Raw genomic sequence first — 10,856 nt, 5'->3', positions numbered from 1 at the left:
CGCGCGAACTGCTGAATGAACAAGCCCCTCATGCCGGCGCGCAACATCAAGATCAAGCCCATCAGCGACCGCGTAGTAGCCACCCTGGCGGCAGGTGGGCCTTGGATAGAGCGGGGTGTACGGCCGCGGCCTGTCCGCGGCCTTTCGGGACCCGCTAAGCACTCCCGGCTTAATCGTCGTCGAGTGGCCGATTGCGCAGCCCCTCGGTCGGCAGGCCAAGTTTTTCGAGTTGGGCGATGAGACGTTCTCGCTGTTCGCGCTTGGCTGCGGCCTTGGCTTCGAAGGCAGGCTGGACCTCCAACATGATGGTGATGGCCTTGATGAGGGCCGGCACCTCCCCCTTCAAACCTTTTCGGCAGAGCGCCAAATAAGCCGCTTCCAGCCCGGCGAGGGACACCGATCTTCCGTCAGGGGTCCGCGCGTTCACGGGCTCTGACAGGATCGCTGCGGCATCCTGGAGATGGTCCGCGCGGCTCTTGGGGCGGCCTTTCGGGTTGCCTGACTGGCCCTTCTGCCACCGGTTAGCTTCTGGCGGCTTGCCATAGCCGATGTCGTGGTCGTCAGGCATCACCGCCTCCATTCTCGATTACCTTCACGCCCAACTTGCGAAGCGCTTCCACAATCTTTCGCTTCCGCTCCGCTGAGTCGGCGAGATCGTGTGTATTTTCGCCAGCTTCGACCAGGATCCGGCGCTGGAGATCCAGGGCGCGGCGATCACCAGCCAGTGCCAGCTCCCGCAGCCGACGGATCAGCGCCTCGCGGATCGGCATCTGTTGTTCGCTGCCCTGAAGCTTGACTTTCCGGTTCAGCACCCGATCCAAGTGGCTCCAGAGATCGGCTTGCTTGCGCGGGCGACCGCGGGGATTGCCGGACTTGCCCTTCTTGAAGCGATGTTGCGCCGGCGGGTTGGCATACCCCGCCGGCTGCTTGGTGTTCTCGGTCATTCTGCGGCCTCCTGCGCAGGCGCCGCAGCTTCTGCTGCTCGGGCCTCGGCCACTTCCTCGAAGGTCGCGCCAGTGGCTTCCAGCGCTGGCTCCACGCCCGTCAGGGCCGCATAACGGCGGCAGATCACGTCGCAGTAGATCGGATCGAGTTCCACCAGCCGCGCTACGCGCCCGGTGCGCTCGGCCGCGATCAGCGTCGTGCCGGAGCCCCCGAAGCCGTCGAGCACGATCTCGCCGCGCTTCGTCACGTCGCGGATAGCGTCGGCCACCAGCGCCACCGGCTTCACCGTCGGATGCAGCGCCAAGTCAGCCTGGTTGGCCCCGAAGCTGTTCACGCCCGGATAGTCCCAGACGTTGGTGCGATAACGGCCGGATTCGCCGAGACCGAAGGTATTGGTGTGAGGCGCAGTGCCCACTTTCCAGACATAGATCAGCTCATGACGGGAGCGATAGAAGGTGCCCATGCCGCCGTTGGTCTTGGCCCAAACGACGAGGTTCTTCAGCTCGCTGTAGACCTTGGTGCCGGCCGCCTGCAGCTCAGCCATGTGGCGCCAGTCCATGCAGGTGAAGTGGATCGCCCCATCGTGGCTGACCGCAGCCATGGCGCCGAGAGAGACTTCCAAGAAGGCCGTGAACGTGCCTGCGTCCATTTCGCCGGACGCCATGGCGAATTCGCGGTGCTTGACGCCACCAGAGCCGCAGACATGGCCGTCGATCTTCACGTTGTAGGGCGGATCCGTGAAGACCGCGCGGGCGCGCTCTTCCCCCATCAGCGCGGCGTAGGTCTCGGCCGCGCGCGCATCGCCGCAGACGAGGCGGTGCTTGCCCAGGATCCAGACATCGCCCGGCCGCGTCACCGCCGGCCCCGGCGCGGGCGCGTCATCCGCCGGGTCCGCGCCGTCGTCAGCCTCTTCATCATCGAGCAGCAAGTCGAGCTCGGCCGTGTCGAAGCCAGTGATTTCCAAGTCGAAGTCGAGCTCCAGTTCGGCCAGCGCCTGGAACTCGATCTTCAGGATCTCGCGATCCCAGCCGGCCAGTTCGGCCAGGCGGTTGTCAGCAATGACATAGGCGCGGCGCTCCGCCGCCGTCAGATGGCCGAGCGCGATGGTCGGGACCTCGGTGATACCGAGCTGCTTGGCCGCGGCCACACGGCCGTGGCCTGCGACGATGCCGCCCTCGTCGTCGATCAGCACCGGGTTGGTGAAGCCGAACTGACGCATCGATGCTGCAATCTGGGCGATCTGCTTGTCGCTGTGGGTGCGGGCGTTGCCCGCGTAGGGAGCGAGGTCGCTGATGTTGCGATAGGCGATCTTCAGCCGGGTGCTTTCCGGCAGGGGTTTGAGGTTTGCCATATTAAGGCCTTTCGAGTTTCACGCTGCCGGCTCGCCGTGACGGGAACTAAGTGGCCGGTGCGGGCGAACCGGTTAGCGCTGTTTCAGGAAGAGGCCGGACCTCGAGGTCCTCTGCGAAGGGCCGGTCCCCCGGCACAAGATCGGCAGGCCCCCCACCGATCACTTCACATTGCGCGTTTTAGGCTCTTCTCACAGAGCGCTGAGACGGGTCAGGCGGCGCTGGAACCTTCGGCGTTAGCATACTTGTCTTGCGCGGCTTGCCAGAGTGCGAAGACTTCCAGGATGTGCTGCATCTCACGCTTGAACGCCGTCTCGCCGAGCCCGGAGATGTCGAAGAAGCGCCGCGCAGAGAAGATGTAGATCTCCCATTCGTCGGACGTCAGTTCGCGGGAATTGAGCGCCGGAATGTCGTCGAGCCTCATCACGTTTGCTGCCGCAACAAGACCATGCCCCGTGAAGATGCCAGCCTTATCGTCCACGAGAATAGGCGTGCAGACTCCGACGGCGATGAGGCCTTCGACAATGCGAGCGACGTATTTCTCCGTAAGCTTCTTTTGCGGCAGACCCGTGCTGGTGAGGCCGCGGGGATCTACGCGGAAGAGTTTGTCGCGCAATTCCGACGCCACGAGAGACGTTTCCAGATCCACTTTATTCTGTGCCACCTTATTATCCTCCATAGAAAGGCACGCCGCGCAAATGGGCGCGACTACTTGCGCCGCTGCGTATTTGCGCCGCGGCAATCCAGTCCGATAGTGGAGGCTAAGCCCGAGGGCCCCACGCGAAGGGTCGAAGTCTTTCGACACAAGACCGGTAAGCCTCTCAGCCCGATCACTGCGCGCGTCCGCTTCAATGAAGCACACAATATTTAGGATTGCACATTCAATCGCGCAAGAACTTTTTTCTCTAATGATTGCAAAAAATACCTAAGCGTTTAAACGCACTAGCCTGGATTTTGGCGATTATGTTTGCGCTCAATATCGGCCTTAAAGGAAAACTCAGTACAAGATATGGGGCGGCGCATTAATTGGGCTGCTCGTCGAGGAGTGCCCCCACCGGAACCCCCAGAGCCACAGCCAGCTTGTCGACCACCGTGATGGTCGGATTCCGCGCGCCACGCTCAAGATCACTGACATAGGTCCGGTGAAGCCCTGCCTGATGCGCAAACTCCTCCTGCGACCAGCCTTTCGACTGGCGCAGGCGGCGCATGTTCTGGCTCAGGCGGGCGCGTATTTCCATGCCGCCCAAAGGCGAGCCATGTCGCCGATCCGTCTACAGACGATCGGTGACATTCGTGCTTGACGCTCCGCGCCCCGCAAGCATTGCTAATGTCACTGATTGGCGACAAATTGGGTTTGCGAGAATGGTAGAGACTGCGACGGCAAAGGAAGTAACTGCGAATGTATCGCGCGAGCGCCGCAACCCAGTCGTTATGCTTGCCGACCATGTTGAGGAAATCGGCTTGGTGCCTGTCGGGGTCTCCGAAGAATACCGATATGCCTCGCTGCCACTTTGTGTGATCGACGCAGTGTTCTCGATCAGCGTGAAATACACGTCCACGCAAGCCACCGTGGCGCGCTTCTGCGACAAGTCTGCCTGGCCACAGTTCGCGGCCTCTCGCGACGAACGCGGCGCCGGGTCTCACAGCTTGTCGGACCTGCTAGACCTTTATGACGGGGTGACGTCGGAAACCGCTGCCGAAACGCTCTTTGGCAACCGTCAACGCACCTCGACGACTTCAGGAATATTGAAAGCGGAAGCGGTCAAGCTGTTTGCAGAAGCTCTGCTCCGATGTGAGATCGAAAGATTTACAGACATCACGCCAAACCGACTGGAGCTTGCCGAGGCTATCATCCTCGGCCTGCCCGGCCAAGGCAGCGGAATTGCCTTCGACTATTTCAGGATGCTGGCGGGCGACGACGACATCATCAAGCCCGATCGCATGATCCAGCGGTTCGTCGCTCGCGCCCTCGGAATGGCTACCGAACCAGGACCTCGCCAGGCCGCGATCCTGGTTCGACTTGCCGCACGGGAACTGACCCGGCGCGGGCATCACTGGACACCGCTCAACCTCGATCATGCGATCTGGCAGCACCAGAGGGGACAGCGCGCGGTCGCCGGAACGGCATAGGCGAGCTCCGCCGGCGGGGGAAATGACTGGACTCTGACCCCAAGGGAAGCGGTGTTTATCCGCCAGAGGTTTGGAGCCGAAACCGTGCAGGACATCGAGATATAGGAGATTTTCGCACGGCTGACCGCGCAATTCGAGGACTGCGCGGCTTTGGCGGTGGAGGGCCAGCGTTTCGGACTCAGCCGAGAGGAAGCGAGGGAGCTGCTCCGCGAGATCCTGGAAATAGCAAAGGTTGCCGAGCAGTCTCTGTCCCAAGTCGAACAGTATCTGGATAGCTAGCGCCGATCAGAAGGCGATGGTGTATGATGGGTTTGCCCATTGCGGCCGTTTGACGGCCTCAATATCAAAGCCCGCTTCGCGCCCCTAATCTGTCATTGAACAAGAAGGCGGGCAATCTCGATAGCGGTCGTTCGTCCCTCACGTTCGACAAGGCCGCAAATGGCCACTATTGTGGAAGTGCGCAGCGCGCAACTCATACACCCTAACGAAAATCGTTCGGCTGCCGCCTAGTGCTACCGCGCACCGCTCGATGAATTGGTCTTCGACCATTTCGAAGCTGCGGCCCTGCCGCCCTTATTTCGCGCTTTCTCGCTGTTGTTCGGCCAGCAGGCTCTACGGCGCGTCCGACCCCTGGCCAATAGTTGACGGTTCTAGAGAGTGGTCGCATCCAGTCCGTTGGCCTTGCGGCGCTTCAGCGACGCGAGGATGTTGTCGAGGCGGCGCAGTAGATCGTCATAGGTGATGATGTCGATCATGTTGGCGTATTTGCGCTTGATCACTTCCAGGTCCCCAGACTGTCCTTCGTTGAACACCTGATGGCCATTATCCTTCCGATCCCGCCCGAGGATGCACATCGCCTTAGGGTTGGTGATGCGGATTCTGAGATTGGGCGGAAGCAACTTCCTGAATTTCAAGGTGATCTTCTCTTCGGCCGCCGGGCCGCCCTTGCTAAGGTGGAACAAATATTTCTCGGCCTGCATGATCGTCCCGGACAGTGTGCCAGTAGGCACATAGTTGCCGCGGTAGGGCGTCTTCCTAAGCAGGATGCCGGCTTCTGGCTTCTTGATTTCGATCACGTCAATATTGCCGTTCACGTCGACGAGCGCGATGTCGATCTCGCGGTGGCGGACCTTGCCAGGCGTCGTGTAGCGATCGTCGATCGGCACCTTTTCGATCACCGCGACATACTTCGGGAAGATCAGCGGCAGGATGGAGAGCAGTGCCTTCTGCCACTGATCCTCGCTCTTTTCCCCGGCCTTAAGCCACGCCTTGAGCGTGTCCCGGACAAATTGGAACTTCTCGATCTCGGTGGTGAGCAACTCCTTGGCGTGTAGCGGCGTGTCGCTACGCCGCGATTTGCGTTTGCTCAGATAGGCCTCGTACTGCTCCCGAAAGTCGCGCTCAGGCTCGATATATTCGCCGATGATATTGGTGACCCGCGCCTCGGCGTAGCGGTCCATCTCATAGGTGTTGGGGAAGCGCGCGATCAGGTCTTCGAACACCTCGATAGGAATGGCATCCTCGCGCTTCCCGCCAATGATGATCTCCTCCGCTTCCGGAATCAGCTTCGCAATCCGCTTGAAGATCGAGATGTTTCGCTCAGCAACGAACAGCTTGCGCCGCCACTCGACCCCGCTCTTGGCGATGAGCACGTCCTGCTCAATGTCGAGCTTGCGGCCGGAGATGAAATAGTAACCCGAACTGGCGACGGCGAGGCGGAAGCGATAGGTGAACAGGAAATCGTTCTCGACCTCTTCTTGCGTTGGCTTCACGAGCAGATCGTCGGGCCTGAAGGTGAACGCCGAGCTGATCTCGACTTCGCCCTTCTTAAGTTCATCCATGATCCAAGCATTGCCCTGAAGCGTCGCGCGATATTCGAGCACGACGCCGCTGCGGCTAACCCTGTATTCGGCCATTTTCACCCCTTGTTCCTCGCTGGGGTTAGAGAATGGCTGCGAAAGCTCAGAACTGCAATGTGCCCCCAACGAGGGCCGCCCCGAGCAGTGGATTCGTAACGCGACAGATAAGCGCCCCCATTCAAGTCATTCAGCTGGCCGATCCGCGAGCCTGAAAGTCGCCGATTTGTAAGCTTGCCGAACTAAGCGGTTGGAATTGTGATCGGGGGCTTACAGGACCTGATCCTCAAGATAGCGTGCCGCGACGTGACCATAGCTGATCGCCACACCGTTCGCGTCAACCCTCCGCCACAGCGCGATCTCTGCTGCCTGATTGGTGGCATCAATCGTACCATCATTGATACGGTCCTCAATCTCAGCAACGATAAGGAAGCGTTCATAACAAAGGCTCTGCTCGCCAAGATTGAGCTTGTCGATCATGATCTTTGCGTGGTCATCTCCGATAGCCGCCGGCCAAATTTCACCATTTCCATCATATTCGAACTTTTTTTCGCATAGGGGGTCTGTGGGCTCAACATGCCCAACGGGATCCCAGTTTTCCTTATAATCTCCGCAAATGCGCGGCATATTTCGTAAGCCGGTGGGGCCACAGCTGGCAAAGAGGTTTTTCCAATCGAAGCGGCGATTTTCATGCACCGACTGAGGCCGGAAGTGCTCGATATGAGAGCTGCCAAAGTCAGTCGTGATCCGCTTTCCACAATAGACGCAGACATTATGCTGCTCGGCGAGCAAGGCAGCGAGTATGACTTGTTTGTCCGGATTTTGAAGCGAGCTCCAAGACAAAGGAGGTTCCTGGATATACTTCGCCAAAATCCCAGGCGCGGCCCCCTTCGTGCTCCCCTTCAAGAGCCGGCCGCTTTCTGCCGCTGGAGTCGAGACCGCGCAATCGATACCTCGGGAGCCGATCCCTCCATTTGTTCTGCCAATTTCTCCAATTGAAATTCAGCCTCGTTGAGATCGTCCTCTCGAAGAGCCTTTTCGAAAGCTGCAAGTGACTTCTTTGCGCCAGCGCTGCGCTCGTCCGTCCCGAACACACTTAGAAGAAGGTAATTACTGTCGCGTCCCTTACTAGCAGAAACTTGGTGCACTCGGTTGCCTTCGGGTGCGAATTCAAGAACCCTAATGTGGTACGCCTCGACGTCGCCAATCACTTGGGGCGAGTGCGTCGTGACGATGAATTGGCAGTGCGGGAATGCTTTCAGCATCCAAGGGAGAATTTTCCGTTGCCATATTGGGTGCAGGTGAAGCTCGACCTCGTCGATGAGGACAAGAGCGCGCATTTGCTGCGGTTTTGGCCGATCTCCGGCCAGCATCGCAAGGCGTCGCGCCAGATCGCCGGCCATAGCGAGGAACACCCGTTCGCCGGTTGAGAGTTGGTCGACTCGGAGTTCAACACCCTGCTTCGTAACCATCAGCCCCCGAGGTGGGATGGATCGATAGCTCAAATTCGCAAGCCCTGTTGCCTCGCGGATCGCATTTCGAACAGATGCCAGTTGGGGATCCTCGTAGTCGCGGTTTCCACGCTGAGCTCTTAGCTCCTCGGTCTCGCGCTCCTCGAACCAATAAACGAATCCACGAAAATCAAGGCCGCGTTCGCTGCGGCTCTCCACAAAAGCATCCCGAGCGGTGTGCTTGGCCTTCGATCGCTTGCGTTGCGGAACTTCGGCCAGTGCGCGGCGCTGATTATAATAGATTGGCAGCGCTGCATCGCTAAGATAGTTGGCCTCGCCGAGCGCCTGATCGGCAATCGCGTAGACGAACTCGTTAAGGCCTGCCAGTTCACTTCCGGTCGGCCGGAGAACACGTTGCTTCGGGCCTTGCTTCCGCAGCGCCCAGCGTACCTCTTTGCCTTCGTCGTCGACGGCAACGCGGATCAGTGTTTCGCCGGACCCCAGCCTCGCATCGCTGTCGCTCAGTCGTCTCGCGCTCGTACGCGCATCGAGCAGGCGCGCCGAATATTGATCTAGGAGCACCCAAAGAGCATCGAGCACGCTGCTCTTGCCGGCACCATTGGCGCCAACAATGACCGTGAGCTGCGGATCAAACTCGATGCGCTCATCGCGGAAGCCACGAAACTCTTTCAGGTCGAGATATCGTAGGATCATGGTTTTGTATCTCGGTTGGGCATGTCCAAATCTATAGATGATGCGCCTGTAAACGCCATGCCTCATTTGCAGGCTGAAAGACCTCAGTGAACTGAATGTGCTTCGGCAACTCCGCGAGCGGGTCGTGGCAGGTGAGACGGGCAGCGACGGTGGCGAACGTCCTGTGTGGATGGCTCCTGCATAGCAAGACATTTCTGAGATGATCTGTGCGCTGGTCAGAAGCAGTCGTGTGTCCGGCCTGTTTGCGCGGTTTTTGACCGCTGGCCCTGATGGGTTCCGCAAACCAGGTCCCATTCGGCTTAACGGGCAATGGCGCCCGGGACATTCGGCGGGGTGTCCTGGTTGTTGCGGCTGACTGTGGCACCATCATCTCGCAGGTCTTGCTATCTCGTGTTTCTCAAGTGGTCTTAGGCAGTTCTTGGCGAATAGGGCTCGTTTCTCGTCAAAACGGCCCAAACGATCCGGGCTGTCTTGTTCGCCATCGCCACCGTCGCCACACGCGCGGGTTTGCGCTCCAGAAGAGCTGTCAGCCATTTGCTGGCCCGTTCCGGGTGAGACCGCGTCTGGCGGACGAGCGACGTCATGCCGACGACGAGGAGTTGGCGCAGATATTGGTCACCCATCTTGGTAATCCGGCCCAATCGCTCCTTCCCGCCGCTCGACTTGTTAACCGGCGTCAGCCCGAGCCAGGCGGCGAACTCGCGGCCATTTCTGAACTGATGACCGTCGCCGACGCTCGCGGCAATCGCTGACGCCGTCACAGCGCCGACCCCCGGGATAGTCTGCAAAAGCCGGACCCGCGCATCGCGCCGGGCCTCCACCCGTAGCCGCACCTCATACCAGCGAACCTGTCCGTGGAGAGCACCCAGCTGTTGGCACAGGTTCTCGATCACGTCCTTCGCGACTGAGGGAAGCTCAAGTTCCGCACCCTCCGTCACGCCTCGGGCAAAGGTGATCACCCGCGCCAAGCCCCGAGCGATATAGACCCCGAACTCCGCAAGCAGGCTGCGCAGCGCGTTGATCAACTGGGTGCGTTGGCGAACGATGAGATCCCGCGCACGGTGCAGCGACAGCAGTGCCTGTTGATCGGTAGACTTGATCTCCACGAACCGCATCGTCGGACGGGTGACCGCCTCGCAGATCGCCTCCGCGTCAACGAAGCGGGCGATTGAACACCACCTTCCCGTCCGATGTGATCCCGTGAACCTGGAAGACGTTCTTGGCCAGATCGAGGCCGACTGCTGTAACCTGCATTGGGTGGCTCCTCTCTCAGCAGTCGATGACACCTGCATCATGGCGCATTGCGACGCCGGTTGGAGCAGGAGCCATCCACCCCATCGGCTTGAGCACCTCCGCTGCCCGCAGTCTGCCGGCCCGCTTTCGGCCCGAACCGATCATTCGTCCTTGACGCAGCTAGGGTCTCCATTCCGCCGTTCCGCCCGCCTGCAATTTCCCGCTCGACTTCGTCGGCCCCGCAAGCGGTAGTCAGGTCATGCCGACACGGCGGGTTCGTTCGGCGTCACTGCCCGGAACTCCGGGCTCTGCCTGGTAGGAAGGCCGGGATGGATCCGGCCCCAACCAGGAGGCCAACCATGGCGAAGAAACCCACGACCACAGCCGACACAACCGAAGTCACTAGCGAAACGATCGAAACGGAAGCTTCGGCCAGCAAAGCGAGCAAGAAGGACCGGCTGATCAGCATGCTGAGGCGCGATGGCGGCACCACGATTACTGCGATCAGCTCGGCGCTCGGTTGGCAACCGCATACGACCCGCGCGGCGATCACCGGGCTGCGCAAAGCAGGATACGGGGTCGAAACGGCGAAGCCTGCAGATGGCGCCTCTGGGCTGATATATCGGATTGTCCTCAACTCTGGTCCCGATGCGAACGCCAGCAGCAGCACGGAGGCCAACCAATGAATCCGGCCGATCGGCTGGTTGCAGTAGAGGACCTACCCGAGGCTCTTGCTGCAGTCGAAACCGCAGATCGCGCTGCCCTGCTCGACCTCTGGCGCGAGGTAATCGGAGCACCTCCCCCGAAGAATCTCTCGCTACCGTTCTTGCGCCGCGCGCTCACCTTTGAACTGCAGTGCCAGGTTCTCGGAGGCCCCAAGATCCGAACGCTGGAGGATCTGGATCGCATCGCCGCCGGCAGCGCATCCCGGGCGTCCGTTGGCACAAAACTGCGCCCTGGCGCGAAACTGGTCCGGGAATGGCAGGGTCGCACCTGGACTGTCGAGGTGATCGACGGCGGATTCCTGATGGCCGGGGAGCGATATGTCTCGCTCTCCGCCATCGCCCGGAAGATTACGGGGGCCCGCTGGTCGGGCCCCCGATTCTTCGGACTGGTAGGGGAGCGCGTGCAGGATGCAACGCCCGCGAAGCCGTCTCATTGCGGAAGAGCGGCTTGAG

Annotated in this window: 11 protein-coding genes and 1 pseudogene; 3 read left to right on the top strand and 9 right to left on the bottom strand. The window is 60.3% G+C overall.

Annotated elements, in window-relative coordinates:
• Positions 1 to 169: 169 nt before the first annotated feature.
• The 5 genes from BLV97_RS17075 to BLV97_RS17055 form a co-directional block, all read right to left on the bottom strand.
• Positions 170 to 568: a DUF5681 domain-containing protein gene (locus BLV97_RS17075; RefSeq protein ID WP_176992666.1), complete on the bottom strand. Its 399-nt coding sequence runs from the start codon at positions 566 to 568 to the stop codon at positions 170 to 172.
• A complete protein-coding gene (locus tag BLV97_RS17070) occupies positions 561 to 944 on the bottom strand; it encodes a DUF5681 domain-containing protein (RefSeq protein ID WP_051645852.1) in 384 nt (127 codons plus the stop codon). The genes BLV97_RS17075 and BLV97_RS17070 overlap by 8 nt, the downstream gene beginning before the upstream one ends.
• Complete coding sequence (locus BLV97_RS17065) at positions 941 to 2,296, bottom strand: site-specific DNA-methyltransferase (protein WP_081824906.1); 1,356 nt, start codon at positions 2,294 to 2,296, stop codon at positions 941 to 943. Before BLV97_RS17065 ends, BLV97_RS17070 begins: the two co-directional genes overlap by 4 nt.
• Positions 2,297 to 2,505: 209 nt before the next feature.
• Positions 2,506 to 2,958, bottom strand: a complete 453-nt coding sequence (locus tag BLV97_RS17060) for a ParB N-terminal domain-containing protein (RefSeq protein ID WP_143037571.1) — start codon at positions 2,956 to 2,958, stop codon at positions 2,506 to 2,508.
• A 358-nt stretch (positions 2,959 to 3,316) separates the two neighbouring features.
• The gene (locus BLV97_RS17055) at positions 3,317 to 3,502 is read right to left on the bottom strand and encodes a helix-turn-helix domain-containing protein (protein ID WP_244521055.1); all 186 of its coding nucleotides are present in this window, start codon (positions 3,500 to 3,502) and stop codon (positions 3,317 to 3,319) included.
• A gap of 154 nt (positions 3,503 to 3,656) precedes the next feature.
• On the opposite strand from BLV97_RS17055, the gene BLV97_RS17050 reads away from it, so the two are divergent.
• On the top strand, positions 3,657 to 4,424 hold the full coding sequence (locus BLV97_RS17050; protein WP_051645851.1) for a hypothetical protein: 768 nt from the start codon (positions 3,657 to 3,659) through the stop codon (positions 4,422 to 4,424).
• Between the two features lie 650 nt (positions 4,425 to 5,074).
• Here the strand turns inward: BLV97_RS17050 and BLV97_RS17045 are convergent.
• From BLV97_RS17045 to BLV97_RS17030, 4 genes and pseudogenes are all read right to left on the bottom strand, one after another.
• Complete coding sequence (locus BLV97_RS17045) at positions 5,075 to 6,340, bottom strand: Shedu immune nuclease family protein (RefSeq protein WP_092164163.1); 1,266 nt, start codon at positions 6,338 to 6,340, stop codon at positions 5,075 to 5,077.
• Positions 6,341 to 6,550: 210 nt separating this feature from the next.
• Positions 6,551 to 7,123, bottom strand: a complete 573-nt coding sequence (locus BLV97_RS17040; RefSeq protein ID WP_160169144.1) for a retron system putative HNH endonuclease — start codon at positions 7,121 to 7,123, stop codon at positions 6,551 to 6,553.
• Between the two features lie 59 nt (positions 7,124 to 7,182).
• Positions 7,183 to 8,445, bottom strand: coding sequence for an AAA family ATPase (locus BLV97_RS17035; RefSeq protein ID WP_160169143.1), 1,263 nt, complete (start codon positions 8,443 to 8,445; stop codon positions 7,183 to 7,185).
• Positions 8,446 to 8,852: 407 nt separating this feature from the next.
• A pseudogene (locus BLV97_RS17030) lies at positions 8,853 to 9,699 on the bottom strand (IS110 family RNA-guided transposase).
• Positions 9,700 to 10,037: 338 nt separating this feature from the next.
• Between BLV97_RS17030 and BLV97_RS17025 the strand changes: the two are divergent.
• On the top strand, positions 10,038 to 10,364 hold the full coding sequence (locus tag BLV97_RS17025; RefSeq protein ID WP_051645850.1) for a DUF3489 domain-containing protein: 327 nt from the start codon (positions 10,038 to 10,040) through the stop codon (positions 10,362 to 10,364).
• Positions 10,361 to 10,855: a DUF2924 domain-containing protein gene (locus BLV97_RS17020; RefSeq protein WP_092164162.1), complete on the top strand. Its 495-nt coding sequence runs from the start codon at positions 10,361 to 10,363 to the stop codon at positions 10,853 to 10,855. Before BLV97_RS17025 ends, BLV97_RS17020 begins: the two co-directional genes overlap by 4 nt.
• Position 10,856 lies beyond the last annotated feature (1 nt).

Origin of the sequence: Allgaiera indica (genome assembly GCF_900106675.1) — a bacterium.
Taxonomy (GTDB): Bacteria; Pseudomonadota; Alphaproteobacteria; order Rhodobacterales; family Rhodobacteraceae; genus Acidimangrovimonas; species Acidimangrovimonas indica.
The sequence above is the reverse complement of the archived record's forward strand: the minus strand, read 5'-3'. Positions and strand labels throughout refer to the sequence as shown.

Bases quoted from the DNA above. Each gene is read 5' to 3' on its own strand.
- BLV97_RS17075 (WP_176992666.1), bottom strand. From the start codon at position 568: ATGCCTGACGACCACGACATCGGCTATGGCAAGCCGCCAGAAGCTAAC.
- BLV97_RS17070 (WP_051645852.1), bottom strand. From the start codon at position 944: ATGACCGAGAACACCAAGCAGCCGGCGGGGTATGCCAACCCGCCGGCG.
- BLV97_RS17065 (WP_081824906.1), bottom strand. From the start codon at position 2,296: ATGGCAAACCTCAAACCCCTGCCGGAAAGCACCCGGCTGAAGATCGCC.
- BLV97_RS17055 (WP_244521055.1), bottom strand. From the start codon at position 3,502: ATGCGCCGCCTGCGCCAGTCGAAAGGCTGGTCGCAGGAGGAGTTTGCG.
- BLV97_RS17050 (WP_051645851.1), top strand. From the start codon at position 3,657: ATGGTAGAGACTGCGACGGCAAAGGAAGTAACTGCGAATGTATCGCGC.
- BLV97_RS17045 (WP_092164163.1), bottom strand. From the start codon at position 6,340: ATGGCCGAATACAGGGTTAGCCGCAGCGGCGTCGTGCTCGAATATCGC.
- BLV97_RS17035 (WP_160169143.1), bottom strand. From the start codon at position 8,445: ATGATCCTACGATATCTCGACCTGAAAGAGTTTCGTGGCTTCCGCGAT.
- BLV97_RS17025 (WP_051645850.1), top strand. From the start codon at position 10,038: ATGGCGAAGAAACCCACGACCACAGCCGACACAACCGAAGTCACTAGC.
- BLV97_RS17020 (WP_092164162.1), top strand. From the start codon at position 10,361: ATGAATCCGGCCGATCGGCTGGTTGCAGTAGAGGACCTACCCGAGGCT.